Origin of the sequence: Streptomyces sp. NPDC032940, from assembly GCF_040636935.1 — a bacterium.
Classification (GTDB): domain Bacteria; phylum Actinomycetota; class Actinomycetes; order Streptomycetales; family Streptomycetaceae; genus Streptomyces.
In genome coordinates this window covers 1-23,069 of sequence record NZ_JBEZVJ010000013.1, presented here as the reverse complement: position 1 = coordinate 23,069, position 23,069 = coordinate 1, and the positions used below count along the sequence as shown (strand labels likewise).

Sequence of the window (23,069 nt, the reverse complement as noted above, 5' to 3'; positions counted from 1 at the left end):
TCGTCACAGCCGCTTGACCCCCTTGATGCGTCCGGCCCGGGCCACCCGGGCCCGCGCCGCCTTCACCCGCAGTCCGCTGCGCTGCTGTCCGATGCGCAGGCCGGTGCCCGAGGAGAGCCAGCCGGAGGAGATGTCGGTGGTCTGGGCGGTGGAGCCGGCCTCTGCCAGCGGGTCGTTCTCGGCGCGGCGGGCGAGCGCCATGATGCCGGGCACCACGAAGGGCGCGAGCAGCAGGTCGTACAGCGCGGCCGTGAACAGCAGGCCCGGCAGGCCCACATGGCGTGCGGCGGTGTCGCCGACGAGAGCGCCCACGCCGGCGTAGAGCAGGGTGGTGCCGACGGCGGCGGCGACGACCACGGCCATGGGGCCGGTCGCCGAGCGGAGCCGGCCGTTGTCCGGCTTGGCGAGGCCGGCGAGGTATCCGATGACGCAGAGCACCAGGGCGTAGCGGCCGGCGGCGTGGTCGGCGGGTGGTGCGAGGTCGGCGAGGAGTCCGGCGCCGAAGCCGACGAGGGCGCCGCCGACGTGGCCGTAGACCAGGGCGAGGCCGAGGACGGTGAGCAGCATCAGGTCGGGGACGGCGCCGGGCAGGTGGAGCCGGGCGAGGACGCTGACCTGGATCACCAGGGCGACGACGACCAGGGAGACGGACAGCAGGATCCGGTTGACGCGCATGAGGTGAAAGCTCCTACTGCTCGGGCTGCTCGGTCTGCGACCGGCCGTCGACGGGCGCCTCGGCGGACGGGGTCACGGTCACCGTCACGGTGGGGGTGGGTTTCGGCTGGGGCTTGGCCGGGAGCACCGTGTCGCGCGGGTCCTTCGCCGGGGCCTGGACGACGACGCCGACGATGTCGAGCTTGGTGAAGGAGGCGAACGGCGTGACGTAGAGGGTGCGGGTCAGGTCGCCGCCGGAGGGGTCCACACGGGTGACGGTGCCGACCGGGACACCGGGCACGAAGGGCTTGTCGGCCTGGGAGCCGAAGGTGACGAGCCGGTCGCCCTTCTTCACGTCGGCCTTGCCGTTGAGGAGCTCGACGCGCAGCGGCCGGTCGCCCTGTCCGGAGGCGAAGCCGAGTTCGTCGCCGGCCTCCATGCGGGTGCCGACGGTGAAGTCGGGGTCGTTGGCGAGCAGCACGGTCGCGGTGTTCGGACCGACCGTGGTGACGCGTCCGACGAGCCCGTCGCTGTTGAGGACGGTCATGTCGCGCTCGATGCCGTCGTTGGCTCCGGCGTCGATGGTGATGGTCCAGGAGAAGCCCTGGGCCGCTCCTATGGCGATGACCTGGGCGCCCTTGATGCCGTACTGGCCGGCGCCGGCCAGGCCCAGCATCTTCTCGAACTGCTTGAGGCGGCTGCGGCCACGTTCGTCGCTGCCGAGCTTCGCCTTGAGGGCCGCGTTCTCCTTCTCCAGTACGGCGAGCCGGTCGTGCCGGTCGCCCGAGTCGCGGATCGCGGAGACCGCGTTGCCGACCGGGTCGACGGCGGACGACACCCCGTTCTCGATCGGGCCGAAGACGGTGGCCGCGGCCTGCCGGGCGCCGTCGACCGGGGAGTCCTCCCCGCCGCGGATGTCCACCGTGATCAGCGCGAACGCGACGGCGATCAGCAGCACCAGGAGCAGCCGGCTCTCTTTCGTGTCCCTCACGTGCGGCGGCCGTGCCTTCCTCGTCGGAATTCGGGAATTATGTTGCGGTGTTCAGGAATTCTGGGGATCCAAGGAGGACGCCCGTCTCGTCCGGTCCGGGCACTGTGGGCGTCTCATGTCTCTTTGTCTTACGTCTCTATATCAACGATCCGCCGCACGAGAGGAGATCGTCTCGTACGGCGGAACCGAAGTGTCACGTCATCTGCGGGGCTGGGCGTCCAGCACCTGCTGGAGCGCCTCGAACTCCTCGACGCACTTTCCGGAGCCGAGCGCCACGCTGTCCAGCGGGTCCTCGGCGATGTGGATCGGCATCCCGGTCTCCCGGCGCAGCCGCTCGTCGAGGCCGCGCAGCAGCGCGCCGCCGCCGGTCAGCACGATGCCCCGGTCCATGATGTCGCCGGACAGCTCCGGCGGACACTTGTCGAGGGTCGTCTTGACGGCGTCGACGATCGCGTTGACCGGCTCCTCGATCGCCTTGCGGACTTCGGCGGCCGAGATGACGACGGTCTTGGGCAGTCCAGACACGAGGTCCCGGCCGCGGATTTCGGTGTGCTCGTCGGAGTCGAGGTCGTACGCCGATCCGATCGTGATCTTGATCTGTTCGGCCGTGCGCTCACCCAGCAGAAGGCTGTACTCCTTCTTCACGTGCTGGATGATCGCGTTGTCCAGCTCGTCACCCGCGACGCGGATGGACTGGGCGGTGACGATGCCGCCGAGCGAGATGACCGCGACCTCCGTGGTGCCGCCGCCGATGTCGACCACCATGTTGCCCGTGGCCTCGTGGACCGGCAGGCCGGAGCCGATGGCCGCGGCCATGGGCTCCTCGATGATGTGCACCTGGCGGGCGCCGGCCTGGGACGACGCCTCGATGACGGCGCGGCGCTCGACGCCGGTGATGCCCGAGGGCACACAGACGACGACCCGCGGGCGAGCCAGATAACGCCGCTTGTGGATCTTCAGGATGAAGTAGCGGAGCATCCGCTCGGTGATCTCGAAGTCGGCGATCACGCCGTCCTTCAGCGGCCGCACGGCAACGATGTTGCCGGGGGTCCGCCCGATCATCTTCTTCGCTTCGGCGCCGACCGCGAGGATGCCACCGGTGTTGGTGTTGATCGCGACGACGGACGGCTCGTTGAGTACGATCCCGCGACCCCTGACGTACACCAGCGTGTTGGCGGTCCCGAGGTCGACAGCCATGTCACGGCCGATGAACGACATTGAGTTCCCCATCAGGATTCGACTGGCCTTCCCAGGAGCTTTTGAGGGCTTTTCAGGTCGGCGAGGTGGGTGCAGTGACGCGTGGAGGCTTCCATCGTAGACGCGCTTTCGCGAACACTGCGCGAGGGTCTTCGCCATTGTCAGCAGATGGCGCACCGCCTCGCTTGTGGAGACGGGCCAACGGTGGCATCCGTTCCCCCGAACAGGCGCGCATATGCCACAGGGCGGTCGCTTTTACGCGACCGCCCCGGTCGGCCCGCGGCCATTCGGCTGACGTCCTGTCAGAAAAAAACCCGTCCGGCGTGTCCCGGAGAGAGCCCGGAAGGCTCAGAACCGGCCCGGAAAGAAGATCTTCAGCTCGCGCTCGGCCGACTCCTCGGAGTCGGAGGCGTGGATCAGGTTCTCCCGGACGATGACACCGAAGTCCCCGCGGATGGAGCCCGGTGCCGCGGCGATCGGGTCGGTCGGGCCGGCCAGGGCGCGCACGCCCTCGATGACCCGCTCGCCCTCGACCACCAGGGCGACGACCGGACCGGAGGACATGAACGCGACCAGCGGCTCGTAGAAGGGCTTGCCCTTGTGCTCGCCGTAGTGCTGCTCCAGCGTCTCGGTGTCCAGGGTGCGCAGCTCCAGCGCGGTGATCTGCCAGCCGGCCTTGCGTTCGATACGGCTGATGATCTCGCCGGTCAGGCCACGACGGACGGCGTCGGGCTTGAGGAGGACGAGGGTGCGCTGGGTCACGAGGGCTCCTTGGAATGTACGAGTGTGCGGTTGTACGAGGTGATGACCGAGGTTACCGGGCGTGTCGCGGCGACCGTCACGCAGCGTCAGGTGCGGACGCCTCGGACTGCGCCGCGAACCTCGCCTTCGCCTCGTCGACCTTCCGCCCGTAGTGCACCGACGCCCACCACAGCGCCGCGAAGACGACCCCCATGAAGAACATCGTCGGCACGACGAAGCCGGACGCGATCAGCGCGATCTGCAGCGCCCAGCCGAGGGCGACACCGCCCGGCCGGGTCACCACGCCGCACAGCACCAGGCACAGGAACATCGCGACACCGCTGACCGTCCACACGGTGCCCATGGACAGGTCAGGGTCCTTCATGGCGACCAGACCGGCGAAGCCGATCAGAAGGAACTCGCCGATCAGGGTCGAACTACACAGCGTACGCACGATTCTCAGCCCTTCCCCAGCAGCAGCCGGGCCTCGCCGACAGTGATGACAGAACCGGTGACGAGGACGCCGCCGCCCGCGAACTCGCCCTCCTCCTCGGCCAGCGTGATCGCGGCCTCCAGGGCGTCCGGCAGCCGCGGCTCGACCTGGACGCGGTCCTCGCCGAACACCTCGACGGCGATCGCGGCCAGCTCGTCGGCGTCCATCGCCCGGTGACTGGAGTTCTGGGTGACGACGACCTCGGCGAAGACCGGCTCGAACGCCTCGAGCAGCCCGCGCACGTTCTTGTCGCCGCTGGCGCCGACCACGCCGATGAGCCGGCTGAACTGGAAGGCCTCCCCCACCGCCTCCGCGGTGACCCGGGCGCCCGCCGGATTGTGCGCGGCGTCCAGCACCACGGTGGGCGAGCGCCGCACGACCTCCATCCGTCCCGGCGAGGCGACGGCGGCGAAGGCCTTGCGCACGGTGTCGACGTCGAGCGGCTCGGGACGCTGGGCGCCGACGCCGAAGAACGCCTCGACGGCGGCCAGCGCGACCGCCGCGTTGTGCGCCTGGTGGGCGCCGTGCAGCGGAAGATAGACCTCGGTGTACTCGCCGCCCAGTCCGCGCAGGGTCACCAGCTGCCCGCCGACGGCGACCTCGCGGGCGACGACGCCGAACTCCAGCCCCTCGCGGGCCACCGTGGCGTTCACGTCCACGGCCTTCTTCAGCAGCACCTGCGCCGCGTCCACCGGCTGCTGGGCCAGGATGACGGTGGCGTCCTGCTTGATGATCCCGGCCTTCTCGGTCGCGATCTCCCCCGGCGTCCCGCCGAGCCGGTCGGTGTGGTCCAGGTCGATGGGGGTGACGACGGCGACGTCCGCGTCGATCACGTTGGTGGCGTCCCAGGAGCCGCCCATGCCGACCTCGACGACGGCCACGTCCACGGGCGCGTCGGCGAAGGCGGCGTACGCCATGCCGGTCAGCACCTCGAAGAAGGACAGCCGGTACTCCTGCTGGGCGTCCACCATCTCGACGTACGGCTTGACGTCCTCGTACGTCTCGATGAACCGCTCGGCGGAGATCGGCGCGCCGTCCAGGCTGATCCGCTCGGTGATCGACTGCACGTGCGGCGAGGTGTACCGCCCGGTGCGCAGCTCGAAGGCGCCGAGCAGGGCCTCGATCATGCGGGCGGTGGACGTCTTGCCGTTGGTCCCGGTGATGTGGATCGACGGGTACGAGCGCTGCGGCTCCCCCAGGACGTCCATCAGCGCGGCGATCCGGGCGACGGACGGCTCCAGCTTGGTCTCGCCCCAGCGGGTGGCGAGCTCCGCCTCCACCCCGCGCAGGGCCGCGTCCACCTCGGGATCCTCGGGCCGCCCGGGGACGTCCGCCTGCGGGGGGCCGCCCTGGGTGCGCAGGGTACGGCTGCCGGCCTCGATGACGGCGAGGTCGGGGTCGCGCGTCGTCTCCGCGTCGATGATCTCGTCGAAGGACTCGAGCGGATCGGACGGCTCGTACTCACCGGGGTTGTCACTCACGGACCCCAGTCTACGGAGGTCTTCGACGGCGGGGCGGCGGAGGTCGTGCGGCGCGTGCGGGTCCGCCGTGGCTGATCGCGCAGTTCCCCGCGCCCCTGGGCACGTACAGGCACCCTGCGCCGAGCAGCGGCACCCCGTGACGCCGGGGCGCGCGACCCGCCCCCGGCCAGCCGAAGGCCCCCGCAGCGGGAAGCGCCCACGGAGTGGGGTGGCTCGCCCGCGGTGGCGCGTGCGGGTCCGCCGTGGCTCGTCGCGCAGTTCCCCGCGCCCCTGAGGTAGCCGAAGGCCCCCGGCACCGACATGGCACCGGCGGCCTTCACCGACGTACATCCGGCGGGCTACGCCTGCGGCAGCTTCTCCAGCTGCGCGACGATTCGCGCGATGTCCTCGTCCGCCTTCGCCAGCCGTCCCCGGATCTTGTCCACGACCTGATCCGGCGCCTTCGCGAGGAACGCCTCGTTGCCGAGCTTCGCGTTCGCCTGGGCCTTCTCCTTCTCCGCCGCGGCGAGATCCTTCGCCAGGCGCTTGCGCTCCGCCGCGAAGTCGATGACCCCGGACAGGTCCAGCGCGACCTCGGCACCCGCCACCGGCAGGGTCGCCGTCGCCGTGAAGGACTCACCCTCCGGCTGGAGGCGCAGCAGCTGCCGGATCGCCGCCTCGTGCGGCGCGAGCGCCGTGCCGTCCACCGTCAGCCGGGCCGGCACCCGCTGCCCCGGCTGGAGCCCCTGGTCGGCACGGAACCGCCGGACCTCGGTGATCACGGACTGGACCGTCCCGATCTCCCGCTCGGCGTCCGCGTCCCGGAAGCCGCTGTCGGACGGCCAGTCGGCGATGACGACCGACTCGCCGCCCGTGAGGGTGGTCCACAGCGTCTCGGTGACGAAGGGGACGACCGGGTGCAGCAGCCGCAGGGTGACGTCCAGGACCTCGCCGAGGACCCGCTTGGAGACCTCCGCGGCCTCGCCGCCCGCCTGGAAGGTGGTCTTGGACAGCTCGACGTACCAGTCGAAGACCTCGTCCCAAGCGAAGTGGAACAGCGCGTCCGACAGCTTCGCGAACTGGAAGTCGTCGTAGTACGCGTCCACCTCGGCGACGACCGAGTTCAGCCGGGACAGGATCCACCGGTCGGTCGCGGACATCGCCGACGGCTCCGGCAAGGGGCCGTCCACCGTCGCGCCGTTCATCAGCGCGAAGCGCGTCGCGTTCCAGAGCTTGTTGGCGAAGTTGCGCGAACCCTGGACCCAGTCCTCGCCGATCGGGACGTCCACACCCGGATTGGCGCCGCGCGCGAGGGTGAAGCGCAGGGCGTCGGAGCCGTACTTGTCCATCCAGTCCAGCGGGTTGACCGCGTTGCCGAAGGACTTCGACATCTTCTTGCCGAACTGGTCGCGGACCATGCCGTGCAGGGCGATGGTGTGGAACGGCGGGGTGCCGTCCATCGCGTACAGGCCGAACATCATCATCCGGGCGACCCAGAAGAAGAGGATGTCGTAGCCGGTGACCAGGACGGAGTTCGGGTAGAACTTCGCGAGCGACTCGGTCTGCTCGGGCCAGCCCAGCGTGGAGAAGGGCCACAGACCGGAGGAGAACCAGGTGTCGAGGACGTCGGTGTCCTGCGTCCAGCCCTCACCGGTCGGCGGCTCCTCGTCCGGTCCGACGCAGACGACCTCGCCGTTCGGCCCGTACCAGACCGGAATCCGGTGACCCCACCACAACTGCCGCGAGATGCACCAGTCGTGGAGGTTGTCGACCCAGTCGAAGTACCGCTTCTCCATCTCCTGGGGGTGGATCTTGACCTTGCCGTCGCGGACCGCGTCACCGGCGGCCTTCGCGAGCGGGCCGACCTTGACCCACCACTGCATGGACAGGCGCGGCTCGATGGTGGTCTTGCAGCGCGAGCAGTGGCCGACGGAGTGGACGTAGGGCCGCTTCTCGGCGACGATCCGGCCCTCGGCACGCAGCGCGGCGACGATGGCCGAGCGGGCCTCGAGGCGGTCCAGGCCCTGGAAGGGGCCGTGGGCGGTGATGACGGCGTGCTCGTCCATCACGGCGATGGACGGCAGGTCGTGCCGCTGGCCGATCTCGAAGTCGTTCGGGTCGTGGGCCGGCGTCACCTTGACTGCGCCGGTGCCGAACTCGGGGTCGACGTGCTCGTCCGCGACGACCGGGATGGAACGGTCGGTCAGCGGCAGCTTGATGAGCTTGCCGACGAGGTGCTTGTAGCGCTCGTCCTCGGGGTGGACGGCGACGGCGGTGTCGCCGAGCATCGTCTCGGCACGGGTGGTGGCGACGACGATGGTGTCGTCCCCGTCCCCGTACTTCATGGAGACGAGCTCGCCGTCGTCGTCCTGGTACTCGACCTCGATGTCGGAGATCGCGGTCAGACAGCGCGGGCACCAGTTGATGATGCGCTCGGCGCGGTAGATCAGCTCGTCGTCGTAGAGCCGCTTGAAGATGGTCTGGACGGCCTGGGAGAGCCCCTCGTCCATGGTGAAGCGCTCACGCGACCAGGCGACACCGTCGCCGAGACGGCGCATCTGCCCGCTGATCTGCCCGCCGGACTCGCCCTTCCACTTCCAGACGCGCTCGACGAAGGCCTCGCGGCCCAGGTCGTGGCGGGACTTGCCCTCCTTGGCCAGCTCCCGCTCGACGACGTTCTGCGTGGCGATGCCGGCGTGGTCCATGCCGGGCTGCCACAGCGTCTCGAAGCCCTGCATGCGCTTGCGGCGCGTCAGGGCGTCGATGAGCGTGTGCTCGAAGGCGTGGCCCAGGTGGAGGCTGCCCGTGACGTTCGGCGGCGGGATGACGATGGTGTACGGCGGCTTCTCGCTCTTCTCGTCCGCCTCGAAGTAACCCCGCTCCACCCAGCGCTCGTACAGCGGCCCCTCTACATCGGCCGGCGCGTAGGTGGTCGGCAGTTCGGTGTCGGGCGCTGGTGGCTGCTGCTGAGCGTTCTCGGTCACGCGCTCAGTTTAAGGGCGTCACGACCGTGTCCCGAAACGCTTTCCTTTGTAACGGTGACGCCCCCGGTGACCTGCGCGCGCCATGTCTGCGTCAGGATGTCAGCACCACGTAAGCATCTGGAGGGGAACCAGGAATGAGTCACAACCAGCCGGGCCCGTACGGCGGGCAGCCACAGCAGCCCGGACCGTACGGCCAGCCGGGACCGTACGGCCAGCAGCCGCAGGCCCCTCAGCCCGGCTACGGCTACCCCCAGCAGGCGCCGCCCGCACAGCCCGGTTACGGGTACCCGCAGCAGGCGCCCGGTCCGCAGCAGGGCTACGGCTACCCGCAGCAGCCCGCCCAGGGCGGCGTCCCGCCGCAGGCGCCGTACGGCCAGCAGCCCTACGGCATGCCCCAGCCCCCGGCGCCGGCCGGCGGCAAGAAGAAGACGGGCCTGATCATCGGCGCGGTCGCGGTGGTGGCGGCGATCGGCGTGGGCGCGTACTTCGTGCTCGGCGGCAGCGGTGGTGGCGGCGCCGGCGACGTCGCCGACGACGGCCCGCACAAGCTGACGACGCCGGCGACGGTGCTCGGCGAGTACAAGAAGGGCGCGGCCGACGACAGCGGCGGCTTCGACGAGGACGACATGAAGGACGCCGAGAAGCACGGCGTCAAGAACGCCGAGAACGTCGACGCGAACTACCAGGCCGGGGACGAGAACAACCCTCTGGCCATGAAGATGATCCAGTTCATGGGCGTCTACGGCGACATCGAGGACCCGGAGAAGGTCGTCGACGGCATGTTCTCCGAGTTGAAGAAGAACGCCTCGGAGGACAAGGACACCGAGGGCGAACTCGTCGGCAGCCCGAAGGCCTTCACGCCGGCCGAGCTGGACGGCGCCGTCCTGAAGTGCCAGGAGACGAAGATCAAGAACGACGACGCCTCGGCGGGCGACGCCGCCTCCGGGCCGTCGGAGATCAGCATGCCGGTGTGCATCTGGGGTGACCACAGCACCCTGGGGGTCGTCATCAACATGGAGCTGGCCGACGCCATGGCCGGCAAGGGAGCCGACCTGGACAAGGCCGCCGAGCTGACGGCCAAGCTCCGCAAGGAGGTCCGCGTCAAGGCCTGACGCGGACGCACGGCAACGCGGAAGGGGCCCGGTCGAGTGGACCGGGCCCCTTCCGCATGCGTACGGCGACGGCTACGCCGTCTTCTGCTCGCCCGGGCCGCGGCCTCGCGAATCGCGGGGGATGAGCGTCGGGTTGACGTTGGAGAGGACCACGTCGGCCGTGATGACGACGCGGGCGACGTCCTTGCGGGACGGGACCTCGTACATCACGCCCTGGAGGACCTCCTCCATGATGGCGCGCAGGCCGCGGGCGCCGGTCTGGCGGAGGATGGCCTGGTCGGCGATGGCCTCGAGGGCCTCGCGCTCGAAGTCCAGCTCCACGCCGTCGAGTTCGAAGAGGCGCTGGTACTGCTTCACCAGCGCGTTGCGCGGCTCGACCAGGATCTGGAGCAGGGCCTCGCGGTCGAGGTTGTGGACCGAGGTGATGACGGGGAGGCGGCCGATGAACTCGGGGATCATCCCGAACTTCACCAGGTCCTCCGGCATGACCTGCTCGAACTGGTCCTTGGACTCGATCTCCCGCTTGGAGCGGATCTGCGCGCCGAAGCCGATGCCCTTGGCGCCGGCCCGGCCCTCGATGATCTTCTCCAGACCCGCGAAGGCACCGCCCACGATGAACAGCACGTTCGTCGTGTCGATCTGGATGAACTCCTGGTGGGGGTGCTTGCGTCCGCCCTGCGGCGGCACCGAGGCCGTAGTGCCCTCGAGGATCTTCAGCAGGGCCTGCTGGACGCCCTCGCCGCTGACGTCGCGCGTGATCGACGGGTTCTCGCTCTTCCGGGCGACCTTGTCGATCTCGTCGATGTAGATGATGCCGGTCTCGGCCTTCTTGACGTCGTAGTCGGCTGCCTGGATCAGCTTCAGCAGGATGTTCTCGACGTCCTCGCCGACGTACCCCGCCTCGGTGAGCGCGGTGGCGTCGGCGATGGCGAACGGCACGTTGAGCATGCGGGCGAGGGTCTGGGCCAGCAGGGTCTTGCCGGAGCCGGTGGGGCCGAGCAGCAGGATGTTGGACTTCGCCAGCTCGATGGCGTCCTCGCGGCCCTGGGCGCCGCCGTTCTCGCCGGCCTGGACGCGCTTGTAGTGGTTGTACACCGCGACGGAGAGGGCCTTCTTGGCCGCCTCCTGGCCCACCACGTACCCCTCGAGGAACTCGTAGATCTCGCGGGGCTTGGGGAGCTCCTCCCAGCGCACCTCGCTGGTCTCGGCGAGCTCTTCCTCGATGATCTCGTTGCAGAGATCGATGCACTCGTCGCAGATGTAGACACCGGGCCCTGCGATGAGCTTCTTGACCTGCTTCTGGCTCTTGCCGCAGAACGAGCACTTGAGCAGATCGCCGCCGTCACCGATGCGTGCCACGGTGTGCTTCCCCTTCGCCTGGGAGACTCCTGGCCGTCGACTCGACGTCGACGGCCGGCTGACTCCTGGTGCTGCCTTATGTCCGACGGTACCTTGCCGGGCCCCCCGTCCGGGCCCCCCTTGGCACGGTTCGCTTCGGCGTGAACCGCGCCAAACCGTGCCAAGGGGCGGCAGACGTTACAGCCTCCCGCCTAGCGCAGGGAGGAGTTGTCCATCTTCCGGGTGGTGATGATCTGGTCGATCAGGCCGTAGCTCAGCGCGTCCTCGGCCGTGAGGATCTTGTCGCGCTCGATGTCCTCGCGGATCTTCTCGACCGGCGTGGTGGAGTGCTTGGCCAGCATCTCCTCCAGCTGCGAGCGCATCCGCAGGATCTCGTTGGCGGCGATCTCCAGGTCGGAGACCTGGCCGCGACCCGTCTCGCTGTACGGCTGGTGGATCAGGACTCGGGCGTTCGGCAGCGCCATGCGCTTGCCCGGCGTGCCGGCGGCCAGCAGGACGGCCGCGGCGGAGGCCGCCTGGCCCATGCAGACCGTCTGGATGTCCGGCTTCACGTACTGCATGGTGTCGTAGATCGCCGTGAGCGCCGTGAAGGAGCCGCCGGGGCTGTTGATGTAGACCGAGATGTCGCGGTCCGGGTCCATCGACTCCAGGCACAGCAGCTGGGCCATGACGTCATTGGCGGAGGCGTCGTCGATCTGCACGCCGAGGAAGATGACGCGCTCCTCGAAGAGCTTCGCGTACGGGTCGTACTCGCGCACGCCCTGCGAGGTGCGCTCGACGAAGCGCGGGATGACGTAGCGGGACTCGGCCGTCGGGCCGGTGTACTCGGCACGTGCGCGGTCGTACAGGCCGCTGCCGGGGAAGTCGTTCACAGTGTCTCCTGGGAAGAGGCTGAGGCGGTCGGCTAGGGCGTCAAGGGGGCTCAGGCGCCCGTGCCGCCGCCGCCCGGCATGCCGGCGGCCGTCGCGATGACGTCGTCGATGAGGCCGTACTCCTTGGCCTCGAAGGCGTCGAACCAGCGGTCGCGATCCGAGTCGCGGGTGATCTGCTCGACCGTCTGACCGGTGTGCTGGGACGTGAGCTCGGCCATGCGCTTCTTGGTGTGCAGCAGCCGCTCGGCGTGGATCTTGATGTCCGAGGCGGAGCCGGCCAGGCCGGCCGAGGGCTGGTGGATCAGGATCTCGGCGTTCGGCAGGGCGAAGCGCTTGCCGGGCGTGCCCGCGCTGAGCAGGAACTGCCCCATCGAGGCCGCGAGGCCCATCGCGATCGTCACCACGTCGTTCTTGATGTACTGCATGGTGTCGTAGATCGCCATGCCGGCCGTGATCGAGCCGCCGGGGCTGTTGATGTAAAGGAAGATGTCCTTGTCCGGGTCGGAGGCAAGGAGCAGCAGCTGCGCGGTGATCTTGTTGGCAATGTCGTCGTCCACGGGCTGGCCGAGGAAGATGATCCGCTCGCCGAGCAGTCGGTTGTAGACCTGGTCGCCGAGGCCACCACCGATGGAGGGCTCGCCGGCGGCTGAGGGCATCAGATTCGTCACGTATCCACCTGCTCGTCTTACGACGGCGCCGGGCCGTCTCACGTTTCCCTGCGGGGCTGGAGCCGCTTTCGGAGACTCCCCTGCCCTCGTATTCATGGACCCTAACGCGGTGACCCTGCGGTGCCATCCCGGTTCCGCGGGTGTTCGCCGGGGGCGTAGCGCCGTTACGGTGCCTGGCCGTCGCCGGGTGCGGGGTCGCAGAGGGCTGGTCGCGCAGTTCCCCGCGCCCCTGGGGCGTAAGCGCGACGGGCCCCGAGAAGCGCACGCGTCTCGGGGCCCGTCGTCTACGGCGTCACAGGTGCCGGAGGGGATCAGCCCTCGGCCTTCTCGTCGGCCTGCTCGGCGTCGGCGGACTCGGCGGCGGCCTCGGCGGCCTCCGTCTCCTCCTCCTCGTCGTCCAGGTCGACGATCTCGCCGTTGGTGTCCTTGACGGTGGCCTTCTCGACCACGGCGGCCAGGGCCTTGCCGCGGGCGACCTCACCGACGAGGAGCGGGACCTGTCCCTGCTCGACGACGGCCTGGGCGAACTGGTCGGGGGACATGCCGGAGGAGGCGGCGCGGCGCATGAGGTGCTCGGTCAGCTCTTCCTGGCTGACGTTGAGCTTCTCCTGCTTGACCAGCTCGTCGAGGACGAACTGGGTCTTGATGCCCTTGACCGCGGCCTCGCGGGTCTCGGTGTCGAACTCCTCGGCGGTCTTGCCCTGGAGTTCCAGGTACTTGTCGAGGGTGAGACCCATCTGGCCGAGCTGGTGGTGCTCGAGGTTGTGCTTACGGGTGTTGATCTCGTCCTCGAGGAGCTTCTCGGGGACCGGGACCTCGACCAGCTCGAGCAGCTTGTCCAGCACGCGCTCCTGGGCCTGGGTGGCCTGGTCGTACTGCTTCATGTTGGCCAGGCGCTTGCGGCTGTCGGCCTTGAGCTCGTCCAGCGTGTCGAACTCCGACGCGAGCTGCGCGAAGTCGTCGTCCAGCTCGGGCAGCTCGCGCGCGGCGACCTGGGTGACCTTGACGGTGACCTCGGCCTCCTTGCCGGCCGCGGAGCCGCCCTTGAGCTCGGAGGTGAAGGTGGCCTCGCCACCGGCCTCCAGGCCCTTCACGGCGTCGTCGATGCCGTCCAGCAGCTCACCCGAGCCGATGGTGTAGGAGACGCCGTCGGCGACGCCGTCCTCGAGGACCTCGCCGTCGACCTTGGCCTGCAGGTCGATGGTGACGACGTCGCCGTCCTGGGCGGCGCGCTCCACCGGGGAGGTGGAGGCGAAGCGCTCGCGCAGCTGCTCGACCGACTTCTCGACGTCCTCGTCGCTGACCTCGACGGCGTCGACCTCGACCTCGATGCCGGAGTAGTCCGGGATCTCGACGGTCGGGCGGACGTCGACCTCGGCGGTGAAGTTCAGCGTCTCGCCGTCCTTCAGCTCCGTGATGTCGACCTCGGGCTGGCCGAGCGGGTTGAGCTCGGCCTCGTTGACCGCCTCGGTGTAGAACTTCGGAAGCGCGTCGTTGACCGCCTCCTCCAGGACCGCACCGCGGCCGAACCGCTGGTCGATGACCCGGGCCGGGATCTTGCCCTTGCGGAAGCCCTTCACCGTGACCTGCTGGTTGATCTTCTTGTACGCCGCGTCGAGGCTGTCCTTGAGCTCCTCGAAGGGCACCTCGACAGTGAGCCGAACCCGGGTCGGGTTCAGGGTCTCCACGGCGCTCTTCACGGTTCGGTCTCCTTGTGGCTGACTGCTTGGGTTCTGCCGGCGCGGAGGGCGTCCGGCGGATTTCGCCGCCCGGAGACTGCAGACTCTGAGACACACGGGCGTGCAGCTTGCATAGTAACGGCAGCGACTACACCGCCCAAAAGGCGATCACTCCCGGTCGCCGCCGGGGACCGCGGGCGACCGGCCGGTGGATGGTCGGGGTGGCGGGATTTGAACCCACGGCCTTCCGCTCCCAAAGCGGACGCGCTACCAAGCTGCGCCACACCCCGTCTGGTGCGACACGTAGGGTACATGCCGCCGGATGCCGGGGCCCGTCGTATTTCCCGCGCGCCCGCGCTGCCCGGCGCGAACGGGAAGGGGTGTGCGGGGAGGGCGGACGACCCGCTACGATGCCTGCAGTGCCGCGGTCGCCGACCTGCGGTGCGCTGTGCGGGCGTAGCTCAATGGTAGAGCCCTAGTCTTCCAAACTAGCTACGCGGGTTCGATTCCCGTCGCCCGCTCCGAGAGGCCTCCGGCCCGGTCCCCCGAGGGGACCGGGCCGGAGGCCTTTGTGCGTGCGGTGTGCCGGGGTGTGCCCTAGAACTGGATGGAGTTGATCGTCTCGGCTATCGAGTCCAGGAACCGCTGGATGTCGTCGGCCATGCCGGTCGAGGCCAGGAAGAAGCCGAAGAGGACCGCGACGATCGCCGGGCCCGCCTTGATGGAGCCTCCTCGCAGCAGCACCACCAGGATGATCGCCAACAGCAGCACCACTGACAGTGAAATGGCCACAACTGATCACACCCTAGGTCGGTCCGCTCTCCCGGCCCGGGGATGCGATCCCGCGCACCCCCGCCAGAACCATCGTGCCACCAACCGGGCCCCGCCATGCGGCAGGTGACACATCGTCCGGCCGTCTTCCGGCCAGGTGCGCTCCCCCGCGCACGCGGGCACGCCCTGCGGGCGCATTCCGTACAGGAATTCGACACGACACTCCCACGGGGAATGCGAGCCGTTTCGTTTCCATGCCCACACAACACGTTCGCAGGCGTTTCGAATTGTCTCCGTGGACACATCCGTGACAGTACGGCACGGATACGCAAGACGGCCCGGCACGGACATTCCCGGGGAGTCGCCCGACGGAGTTATGCCTGCTTTCGTACCGAAGAGTCATGACAAGACGGGCCTGTTGGGCGTCCGGTGGCGGCGGGGTCGGCGGGGACTGTGGGGTCACTCACGTAATTCGGGCGGTCGTCCCGGTGGGAATTGCGGGTAGTCGCGCAAAGACGCGTGGGACCGAATACGGGACAGGCGTGGAGGGTTTTACGGGATCACTCGGACAACGCTAGGGTGCCTCAAATGTTCAACGCTGCCCCGTCCGGCGCGCGACGTGACGCGTTCTTCGACAACGCCAAGTACCTGGCGATCGTGCTGGTGGCCATGGGCCACTCCTGGGACCCGCTCAACGACGACAGCCGGGTCCTGGAGACGCTGTACACGGTGGTCTACGTCTTCCACATGCCGGCGTTCGTCATCATCTCCGGCTACTTCTCCCGCAGTTTCGACCTGCGCCCCGACCGGGTCAGACGGCTGGTAACCGGCGTCGCCGTGCCCTACGTCGTCTTCGAGACGGCCTACGCGCTCTTCCAGCGCTACGCCGGGGACGATCCGCAGCACGTGATCAGCCTGCTGGACCCCTGGTATCTGACGTGGTTCCTGTGCGCGCTGTTCGTCTGGCGGCTGACCACCCCGCTGTGGAAGGCGGTCCGGCATCCGCTGCCCGTCGCCCTGGGCATCGCCATGCTGGCCTCGGCGGCGCCGGAGATCGGTGACGACCTGGACATGCAGCGGCTGTTGCAGTTCCTGCCGTGCTTCGTGCTGGGTCTGTGCCTGCGGCCCGAGCACTTCCGTCTGGTGCGGCGCTGGTCGGTGCGGATCGCGTCGGTGCCGGTGTTCGCGGCCGCGCTGGCCGTCGGCTGGTGGGTGTCGCCGCACATGGACCTGGGCTGGGTCTACCGCAACGCCTCCGCGCAGGAGATGGGCGCCCCGTGGTGGTCCGGGCCGGTCATGGTGCTCGCGCTGTTCGGCTGCTCGGTGCTGCTGACGGCGTGCTTCTTCTCGTGGGTGCCGGGCCGGCGCACCTGGTTCACGGCGCTGGGCACGGGCACGCTGTACGGCTATCTGCTGCACGGCTTCCTGATCAAGGCCGGCTACTACACGGGCCTGTTCGACCGGCCCGCGCTGCACCGGCCGCTGGGTGAGATCGCCGCGACGGTCGCGGCCGCGGTGGCCGTCACGCTGCTGTGCACCGCGCCCGTGCGGCGTGTCTTCCGGTGTGTGATGGAGCCGGGGATGGCGTGGGCGTTCAGGCCGGAGGCCGTCGCACCGGCACCCGCACGGGAACACCGGAGGGCCGCCGACGAGCAGCGCGAGAAGGTTCCGGTCTAGGTGCCCTCGTCCAGGCCGAGGAGAGCGCGCATGCGGGCGTACTTCTGGGCCAGGCGGGTGCGGGTCGCGTCGTCGAGGGCCGCCAGCCGGGACGGGTCGGCGTTGTGCGCCAGGTCCGCCTCCTTGACCAGCCGCGCGCCGGGCGTGGCCAGGATGCGGGCGGCGTACGCCTCGGGCGGCTCGCCCGCGCGCCTGGTGAGCGCGAGCACGATGTCCTTGGTGCGGGCGCTCAGCGCGGCCTCGCGCAGCTCGCGCTCCGGCAGCGCGTCGTCCTCGACCGCGTCGTGCAGCCAGGCCGCGGCGATCTGCTCGTCGTCCCCGCCGCGGCGCCGGACGCCCTCGGCGACGGCCAGCAGGTGCTCGGCGTACGGGCGTCCGGCCTTGTCGGTCTGTCCGGCGTGGGCGGCGCGGGCGAGGGCCTCGACCTCGGCCAGGGAGAGCCGGCCGGCGGGCGCGGGCGAGGGGGCGGACGACGCGGTGGGGGTCACGCGTCCAGTGTGTCAGTCCGCCGCCGGCGCCGACTGGGCCGTCGGGCCCTCCCGGCAGATCAGCAGGAGCGCCCGGTCGTCGTTGACGTCCTTGGCCACCGCCTCGATCAGATGCCAGGCGGCGCCGTGGAAGCCGCCGGCGACATAGCGGTCGGCCTCGCCGGTGAGACGGTCGATGCCCTCGGCGATGTCCCGGTCGGAGGTCTCCACCAGGCCGTCCGTGAACAGCATCAGCACGTCCCCGGACCGGAGGGTGCCCTTCACCGGGTCGAACTGGGCGCCGTCGTACACGCCGAGCAGGGGTCCCTCGGCGGACTTCTCCTCCCAGCGGCCGGTGCCCGCGCTGAGCTGGAGGCCCGGCGGGTGCCCGGCGGAGTACAGCTCGTAGTCGCCGGAGTCGAGGTCGAGGACGAGGTGGATGGAGGTGGCGAAGCCCTCGTCCCAGTCCTGGCGGAGCAGGTAGCCGTTCGCGGCCGGCAGGAAGGCGTGCGGGGGCAGGCTGCCCAGCAGTCCGCCGAAGGCGCCCGACAGCAGCAGGGCGCGGGAGCCCGCGTCCATGCCCTTCCCGGACACGTCGGTGAGGACGACCTCCAGGGTCCGGCCGCCGTTGGTGCGGGCCGCGACCACGAAGTCGCCGGAGAAGGACTGGCCGCCGGCCGGGCGCAGCGCCATCTCCCGGTGCCAGCCCTGCGGCAGCTGGGGCAGCTTGCTCTGGACGCGGATGCGTTCGCGCAGGTCGAAGAGCATGGTGCCGCCGCGCCGCCAGGGCACGCCGACGCGGCTGCGGAACTGGGCGATCAGCAGTCCGAAGAAGCCGCAGGCCGCGACGACCAGGACCACGCCGGGGGTGACCCGGGAGGGGCCCTCGGTGTAGGGGCCCAGCTGCACCGACTCCACGATCAGGGCGGTGGCCGCCGCCGCGTACAGACCGAGCAGGCTCGCCGGGCGCAGCAGCAGACCGCCCGCGACGATCGGCAGCACCAGCGCTGCCGGTGTGCACCACACCGGGTTCACCAAGGTGGTGGCCGCGATGACGGGGATCATCAGCAGCAGCCCGGCGAGCGCGATCCAGTCGGAGCCGTCGCCGCGGAAGTAGTCGACGGCGGACCGGCGCATGCCGACGCGGGCCCGGTGCCACTGCTTCTTCCACCGGGCCGTGAACGTCTCGGCTTCCGCGCGCCGCTGTCGTCCTGCTGCCATTAGTCCGGGACCCTATCCATCGGACCGGCCGCTTGGCACGGGAGGTCCCACTTGTCCCCCGTCCGAGGCCGGACTTCACAGTGAACTTCACGGACGGACGTCGCGCCGCAACCTGGCGGAAATTCCCTCGCCCGGCCTGTGGGGCCCTGGTAGGCATGGGTCCCATGGGCTCCCTGGGCAATGACGGCATCGGCCGGACCGACGGCGACGGCGGCGGCAGCGACGGCGGCGGGTTCGACCCCGTGGGCGGGCTGCGCGTTCTGCGGCAGGACGAATGGGACACGTGGTACGGGGTGCTGCTCCGTGCCTTCGGCGGCATCCCGGAACCGGACGAAGTGCTGGACGTGTACCGGGAGCTGACGCGGTACGACCGCTCCCTCGGCGTCTGGGACGGCGACGAGTGCGTCGGGACGGCGGGCGCGTTCGCCTTCGGGATGACCGTGCCCGGCGGCGCGCGGGTGTCCGCGGCGGGCGTCACCATGGTGGGCGTCGCCGCCACGCACCGGCGCATGGGCGTACTGACGTCGATGATGAGACGGCAGCTGGACGACGTACGGTCCTGGGGCGAGCCGCTGGCCGTGCTGACGGCCTCGGAACCGGCGATCTACGGCCGGTTCGGCTACGGCGCGGCGACCTTCCAGGTGAACGCCGAGATCGAGACGGACCGGGTCCGGCTGTCGGTGCCGGAGGGGACGGACGGCGTACGGCTGCGGTACGCCGAGCCCGCGGACGTCGCCGACGTGTGCGAGGCGGTGTACGCGCGGCTGGTGCCCGGGCGGCCCGGGATGCTGGAGCGGCAGCCCGGCTGGGAGCGGCTGGGGCTGCTGGACCCGGAGAGCGCCCGGGAGGGCGGGTCGCCGCTGCAGTGCGTGGTGGCCCGGCGGGACGGGGAGGTCACGGGGTACGCACGGTTCCGGGTGCGGCCGGACTGGGGGCCCGCGGGCCCCGCGGGCACGGTGGTCCTGCAGGACCTGGCCGGGCTGGATCCGGCCACGGAGGCGGCACTGTGGCGCTTCCTGTTCGGCATCGACCTGACGACGAGGCTGGCCGTGCGCGGTCGGCCGGTCGACGAGGCCTGGCAGTACCAGGTGTCCGACATCCGGCGCTGCCGGCCGCAGTTGCGGGACGCGCTGTACGTACGGCTGGTGGAGGTGGGGGACGCGCTGGCGGCGCGTACGTACCAGGCGCCGGTGGACGTCGTGTTCGAGGTGGCGGACGCCTTCTGCCCTTGGAACGAGGGGCGTTGGCGGCTCACGGGGGACGCGAAGGGGGCATCCTGCGAGCGGACGCCCGACGCGCCGGATCTCGCCCTGTCCGTACGGGAGTTGGGGGCGGCCTATCTCGGTGGCGTGAGCCTGGCCTCGCTGGGCGCGGCGGGGCGGGTGCGCGAACTGCGTTCCGGTGCGCTGGCGGAGGCGTCGGTGGCGTTCGCCTCGGACGTGGCGCCGTGGCTGCCGCACGGTTTCTGACGGCCCGGGGCCGCGTGGGCGGCGGTCAGCCCTTCTGGCAGGTCGGGCACCAGAAGAGGTTGCGGGCGGCGAGGTCCGCGGTGCGGACCGCGTCGCCGCACAGGTGGCAGGGGCTGCCGGTGCGGCGGTAGACGTAGACCTCGCCGCCGTGGTCGTCGACGCGGGGCGGGCGGCCCATGGCCTCGGGGGTGTGCTCCGGGCGCACGGTGTCGATGCGGTTGTTGCGGACGCCCTCGCGCATGAGCGCGACGAGGTCGTGCCAGACGGCGTCCCACTCGGCCGGGGTGATGCTCCTGCCGGGCCGGTACGGGTCGATGCCGTGCCGGAAGAGGACCTCGGCGCGGTAGACGTTGCCGACGCCGGCGATGACCTTCTGGTCCATGAGCAGGGCGGCGATGGTGGTGCGGCTGCGGGAGATCCGGGCGTAGGCGGTGCGGGGGTCGTTGCCGTCGCCGGGCGGGCGGAGCGGGTCCGGGCCGAGGCGGTCGTGTATCGCCTGCTTCTCGGGGTCCGTGATCAGGGCGCAGGTGGTGGGGCCGCGGAGGTCGACGTACGCGGTGTCGCCCGCGAGGCGGAGTCGGACGGTGTCCGTGGACGGGGGCGCGGGGGTCTCGCCGAAGGCGACCTTGCCGAAGAGGCCGAGGTGGATGTGGACCCAGGCGGTGCCTGCGGCGCCGGTGCCTGCGGCGCCGAAGCCGAGGAAGAGGTGCTTGCCGTGGGCCTCGGTGCGGATGAGTCCGGTGCCGGTGAGGAGGGCGGCGGCGTCGGAGAACTTGCCCTGGGGGCTGGTGACGTGCACCGTCGTGCCGGCGAAGGCGGTGGCGTAGTCCTGGGCCAGCCGGTGGATGGTGTGCCCCTCTGGCACGGCAGGGGTCCCTTCGTGGTTCTTTGCCCGCCCGCCCGTCTCGGTCCGTCGAGAGGCGGGGCTCGTTCCGGGGCTCCGCCCCGGACCCCGGGGCGTTACCCACCCGATCCACCCGACTCGGTTGGTCGAGAAGCGGGTCTCGAAATGCGTGGCTCCGCCCCGGCGCCCTGTCGTCGTTACTGCTGCGGGTGGTGCGGCGGGATGGGCGGGAGGTCGCCCGTCGTCTCGTAGGACGACAGCATGTCGATGCGGCGGATGTGACGCTCGTCGCCCGAGAACGGCGTGCTGAGGAAGGTCTCGACGAACTTCGTCGCCTCCTCCTGCGAATGCATGCGGGCGCCGACGGCCACCACGTTGGCGTCGTTGTGCTGGCGGCCGAGGGAGGCCGTCTCCTCGCTCCAGGCCAGCGCCGCGCGGACGCCCTTGACCTTGTTCGCCGCGATCTGCTCGCCGTTGCCCGAGCCGCCGATCACGATGCCGAGGGCGTCGGGGTCCGCGGCCGTCCGCTCGGCGGCGCGGAGGCAGAAGGGCGGGTAGTCGTCCTGGGCGTCGTAGATGTGCGGGCCGCAGTCGACGGGCTCGTAGCCCGCCGCCTTGAGCCACTCGACGAGGTGGTTCTTGAGTTCGTAGCCCGCATGGTCGGAGCCGAGATACACGCGCATGCGTCGAGTGTGACACGCGGGCCGCGGGGAAGCAGCGTCGGGTGTCGCCTGTGAAGAGGGGGAGGGGAAACCATGAAAGCTCAGGGAAAGCTCAAGTAACGATCCGGAATCAAAGGTTTCCGAATTCGTTCGCCTCCGTTTCACTGGTCCGGCTCGTACACCGCTCGTACGGGTGAATGCTCGACCGGCGCAAAGGAAGAACACCCCCATGACTTCGCAGCCGACTATGACAAAGGCCGGGAACGGCCCCGGAGACCCAGCGAACCCCGGAGATCCCGGGTCCGGGCTCCAGGCCGGACTCAAGAACCGCCACCTTTCGATGATCGCCATCGGCGGTGTCATCGGAGCCGGGCTGTTCGTGGGCTCCAGTTCCGGTATCGCCACCGCGGGACCCGGAATTCTCCTGTCGTACGCCCTCGTCGGCACCCTGGTGGTGTTCGTGATGCGGATGCTCGGCGAGATGTCCGCCGCCAATCCGACGTCCGGCTCCTTCTCCGCCCACGCCGACCGGGCGCTCGGGCCCTGGGCCGGGTTCTCCATCGGCTGGCTCTACTGGTTCTTCTGGGTCGTCGTGCTCGCCGTGGAGGCCACCGCCGGCGCCAAGATCCTCGAAGGCTGGATACCGGCCGTGCCCCAGTGGGGCTGGGCCCTCATCGTGATGGTGGTGCTGACCGCCACCAACCTCGCCTCGGTCGGTTCCTACGGCGAGTTCGAGTTCTGGTTCGCCGGGATCAAGGTCGTGGCGATCGCCGCGTTCATCGTCGTCGGCGGGCTGGCCGTCTTCGGCGTGCTGCCGGGTGTCGACAGCGAGCAGGCGGGGCTGTCCAATCTGACCGCGCACGGCGGATTCCTGCCGAACGGGCCGGGAGCCGTTCTCACCGGTGTGCTGCTCGTCGTCTTCTCCTTCATGGGCAGCGAGATCCCCACCCTGGCCGCCGGCGAGTCGGAGGACCCGCAGCGTGCCGTGACCAAGGCGACGAACAGCATCATCTGGCGCATCGCCGTCTTCTACCTCGGGTCGATCTTCGTCGTCGTGACCCTGCTGCCGTGGGACTCCCAGTCCATCGTCGACCTGGGCTCCTACGTCGCAGCCCTGGACTCGCTCGGGATCCCGAACGCCGGCGAGGTCATGAACTTCATCGTGCTGACGTCCGTGCTGTCCTGCCTGAACTCCGGGCTGTACACGGCGTCCCGCATGGCCTTCTCGCTCGGTCAGCGCGGGGACGCGCCGAAGGCGTTCGCCCGGACCACCCGGCGCGGGGTGCCGCAGACGGCGATCCTGTCGTCCGTCGTCTTCGGCTTCGTCGCGGTGTTCTTCAACTACAAGTTCCCCGACACGGTCTTCCTCTTCCTGCTCAACTCCTCGGGCGCGGTGGCCCTCTTCGTCTGGCTGGTCATCTGCTTCTCGCAGCTGCGGCTGCGGAAGATCATCCAGGCCGAGGCGCCGGAGAAGCTGGTCGTGCGGATGTGGCTGTACCCGTACCTGACCTGGATCACCGCCGCGGTGATCGTCTTCGTGCTGGGCTACATGCTGACCGACACCGAGCACGACGGGCGGACGACGGTGCTGCTGACGCTGCTCGTCGCGGCGGTCGTGCTCGGTGTCGCCGTCGTGAAGCAGCGGATCGTCGCCCGCAGGGGCTGATGCGGTAGCGGCCGACACGCGAAGAGGCTCGCCGGGCACTGCGCCCTGGAGGTCGGTGGCGTCGTCGTCGGCGACGTGCCCT

Annotated in this window: 20 protein-coding genes and 2 tRNA genes; 5 read left to right on the top strand and 17 right to left on the bottom strand. The window is 70.1% G+C overall.

Annotation, left to right across the window (positions count from 1 at the left end):
• Positions 1-3: 3 nt before the first annotated feature.
• From mreD to AB0E77_RS17970, 7 genes are all read right to left on the bottom strand, one after another.
• Positions 4-675, bottom strand: coding sequence for a rod shape-determining protein MreD (mreD, locus tag AB0E77_RS18000; protein ID WP_361571392.1), 672 nt, complete (start codon positions 673-675; stop codon positions 4-6).
• Positions 676-688: 13 nt separating this feature from the next.
• Positions 689-1,645 carry a rod shape-determining protein MreC gene (mreC, locus tag AB0E77_RS17995; RefSeq protein ID WP_361571390.1) on the bottom strand — a complete coding sequence of 319 codons (957 nt, stop codon included), beginning with the start codon at positions 1,643-1,645 and terminating at the stop codon, positions 689-691.
• A 198-nt stretch (positions 1,646-1,843) separates the two neighbouring features.
• Entirely contained in the window at positions 1,844-2,863 is a 1,020-nt protein-coding gene (locus AB0E77_RS17990) for a rod shape-determining protein (protein WP_030381728.1), read from the bottom strand.
• A 327-nt stretch (positions 2,864-3,190) separates the two neighbouring features.
• Complete coding sequence (gene ndk / locus AB0E77_RS17985) at positions 3,191-3,604, bottom strand: nucleoside-diphosphate kinase (RefSeq protein ID WP_361571387.1); 414 nt, start codon at positions 3,602-3,604, stop codon at positions 3,191-3,193.
• A 76-nt stretch (positions 3,605-3,680) separates the two neighbouring features.
• Entirely contained in the window at positions 3,681-4,037 is a 357-nt protein-coding gene (locus tag AB0E77_RS17980) for a DUF4233 domain-containing protein (protein ID WP_361571385.1), read from the bottom strand.
• A 5-nt stretch (positions 4,038-4,042) separates the two neighbouring features.
• Positions 4,043-5,557 (bottom strand): folylpolyglutamate synthase/dihydrofolate synthase family protein, encoded by a 1,515-nt coding sequence (locus AB0E77_RS17975; RefSeq protein WP_361571383.1) that lies wholly within the window; start codon positions 5,555-5,557, stop codon positions 4,043-4,045.
• Positions 5,558-5,895: 338 nt separating this feature from the next.
• Positions 5,896-8,520 (bottom strand): valine--tRNA ligase, encoded by a 2,625-nt coding sequence (locus AB0E77_RS17970; protein WP_361571380.1) that lies wholly within the window; start codon positions 8,518-8,520, stop codon positions 5,896-5,898.
• Between the two features lie 134 nt (positions 8,521-8,654).
• Here AB0E77_RS17970 and AB0E77_RS17965 point away from each other — a divergent pair, with 134 nt between their 5' ends.
• The gene (locus tag AB0E77_RS17965; protein ID WP_361571378.1) at positions 8,655-9,632 is read left to right on the top strand and encodes a hypothetical protein; all 978 of its coding nucleotides are present in this window, start codon (positions 8,655-8,657) and stop codon (positions 9,630-9,632) included.
• 72 nt (positions 9,633-9,704) lie between these two features.
• Here the strand turns inward: AB0E77_RS17965 and clpX are convergent, their stop codons facing one another.
• The 5 genes from clpX to AB0E77_RS17940 all read right to left on the bottom strand — a co-directional run bounded on the left by clpX (position 9,705) and on the right by AB0E77_RS17940 (position 14,500).
• Positions 9,705-10,991, bottom strand: a complete 1,287-nt coding sequence (clpX, locus tag AB0E77_RS17960; protein WP_161162849.1) for an ATP-dependent Clp protease ATP-binding subunit ClpX — start codon at positions 10,989-10,991, stop codon at positions 9,705-9,707.
• Positions 10,992-11,182: 191 nt separating this feature from the next.
• Entirely contained in the window at positions 11,183-11,863 is a 681-nt protein-coding gene (locus tag AB0E77_RS17955; protein ID WP_361571375.1) for an ATP-dependent Clp protease proteolytic subunit, read from the bottom strand.
• Positions 11,864-11,913: 50 nt separating this feature from the next.
• A complete protein-coding gene (locus AB0E77_RS17950; protein ID WP_030399935.1) occupies positions 11,914-12,519 on the bottom strand; it encodes an ATP-dependent Clp protease proteolytic subunit in 606 nt (201 codons plus the stop codon).
• 323 nt (positions 12,520-12,842) lie between these two features.
• The gene (gene tig / locus AB0E77_RS17945; protein ID WP_361571373.1) at positions 12,843-14,231 is read right to left on the bottom strand and encodes a trigger factor; all 1,389 of its coding nucleotides are present in this window, start codon (positions 14,229-14,231) and stop codon (positions 12,843-12,845) included.
• A 192-nt stretch (positions 14,232-14,423) separates the two neighbouring features.
• Positions 14,424-14,500, bottom strand: a tRNA-Pro gene (locus tag AB0E77_RS17940).
• Positions 14,501-14,660: 160 nt separating this feature from the next.
• Here AB0E77_RS17940 and AB0E77_RS17935 point away from each other — a divergent pair.
• A tRNA-Gly gene (locus AB0E77_RS17935) sits at positions 14,661-14,731 on the top strand.
• Positions 14,732-14,807: 76 nt separating this feature from the next.
• Here the strand turns inward: AB0E77_RS17935 and AB0E77_RS17930 are convergent.
• On the bottom strand, positions 14,808-15,002 hold the full coding sequence (locus tag AB0E77_RS17930) for a hypothetical protein (RefSeq protein ID WP_077800179.1): 195 nt from the start codon (positions 15,000-15,002) through the stop codon (positions 14,808-14,810).
• Positions 15,003-15,569: 567 nt separating this feature from the next.
• On the opposite strand from AB0E77_RS17930, the gene AB0E77_RS17925 reads away from it, so the two are divergent.
• Positions 15,570-16,658, top strand: coding sequence for an acyltransferase family protein (locus AB0E77_RS17925; protein ID WP_361571370.1), 1,089 nt, complete (start codon positions 15,570-15,572; stop codon positions 16,656-16,658).
• On the opposite strand, the gene AB0E77_RS17920 is transcribed toward AB0E77_RS17925, so the two are convergent.
• Entirely contained in the window at positions 16,655-17,146 is a 492-nt protein-coding gene (locus tag AB0E77_RS17920) for an HD domain-containing protein (RefSeq protein ID WP_361571367.1), read from the bottom strand. The genes AB0E77_RS17925 and AB0E77_RS17920 overlap by 4 nt on opposite strands.
• A gap of 12 nt (positions 17,147-17,158) precedes the next feature.
• Positions 17,159-18,346: a PP2C family protein-serine/threonine phosphatase gene (locus AB0E77_RS17915; RefSeq protein WP_361571365.1), complete on the bottom strand. Its 1,188-nt coding sequence runs from the start codon at positions 18,344-18,346 to the stop codon at positions 17,159-17,161.
• Positions 18,347-18,501: 155 nt separating this feature from the next.
• Here AB0E77_RS17915 and AB0E77_RS17910 point away from each other — a divergent pair, with 155 nt between their 5' ends.
• The gene (locus tag AB0E77_RS17910; RefSeq protein WP_361571362.1) at positions 18,502-19,815 is read left to right on the top strand and encodes a GNAT family N-acetyltransferase; all 1,314 of its coding nucleotides are present in this window, start codon (positions 18,502-18,504) and stop codon (positions 19,813-19,815) included.
• A gap of 25 nt (positions 19,816-19,840) precedes the next feature.
• Here AB0E77_RS17910 and AB0E77_RS17905 read toward each other — a convergent pair whose 3' ends face one another.
• Entirely contained in the window at positions 19,841-20,680 is an 840-nt protein-coding gene (locus AB0E77_RS17905) for a DNA-formamidopyrimidine glycosylase family protein (protein ID WP_361571359.1), read from the bottom strand.
• A 176-nt stretch (positions 20,681-20,856) separates the two neighbouring features.
• Complete coding sequence (locus AB0E77_RS17900) at positions 20,857-21,342, bottom strand: ribose-5-phosphate isomerase (RefSeq protein WP_361571356.1); 486 nt, start codon at positions 21,340-21,342, stop codon at positions 20,857-20,859.
• A 208-nt stretch (positions 21,343-21,550) separates the two neighbouring features.
• Here AB0E77_RS17900 and AB0E77_RS17895 point away from each other — a divergent pair, with 208 nt between their 5' ends.
• A complete protein-coding gene (locus tag AB0E77_RS17895) occupies positions 21,551-22,987 on the top strand; it encodes an amino acid permease (protein ID WP_361571354.1) in 1,437 nt (478 codons plus the stop codon).
• Positions 22,988-23,069: the final 82 nt, after the last annotated feature.

What these genes read in the sequence shown, in the direction of transcription:
- mreD (WP_361571392.1), bottom strand. Translation starts at nt 675, where the DNA reads ATGCGCGTCAACCGGATCCTGCTGTCCGTCTCCCTGGTCGTCGTCGCC.
- AB0E77_RS17990 (WP_030381728.1), bottom strand. Translation starts at nt 2,863, where the DNA reads ATGTCGTTCATCGGCCGTGACATGGCTGTCGACCTCGGGACCGCCAAC.
- AB0E77_RS17965 (WP_361571378.1), top strand. Translation starts at nt 8,655, where the DNA reads ATGAGTCACAACCAGCCGGGCCCGTACGGCGGGCAGCCACAGCAGCCC.
- AB0E77_RS17950 (WP_030399935.1), bottom strand. Translation starts at nt 12,519, where the DNA reads ATGCCCTCAGCCGCCGGCGAGCCCTCCATCGGTGGTGGCCTCGGCGAC.
- AB0E77_RS17925 (WP_361571370.1), top strand. Translation starts at nt 15,570, where the DNA reads ATGTTCAACGCTGCCCCGTCCGGCGCGCGACGTGACGCGTTCTTCGAC.
- AB0E77_RS17915 (WP_361571365.1), bottom strand. Translation starts at nt 18,346, where the DNA reads ATGGCAGCAGGACGACAGCGGCGCGCGGAAGCCGAGACGTTCACGGCC.
- AB0E77_RS17910 (WP_361571362.1), top strand. Translation starts at nt 18,502, where the DNA reads ATGGGTCCCATGGGCTCCCTGGGCAATGACGGCATCGGCCGGACCGAC.
- AB0E77_RS17900 (WP_361571356.1), bottom strand. Translation starts at nt 21,342, where the DNA reads ATGCGCGTGTATCTCGGCTCCGACCATGCGGGCTACGAACTCAAGAAC.
- AB0E77_RS17895 (WP_361571354.1), top strand. Translation starts at nt 21,551, where the DNA reads ATGACTTCGCAGCCGACTATGACAAAGGCCGGGAACGGCCCCGGAGAC.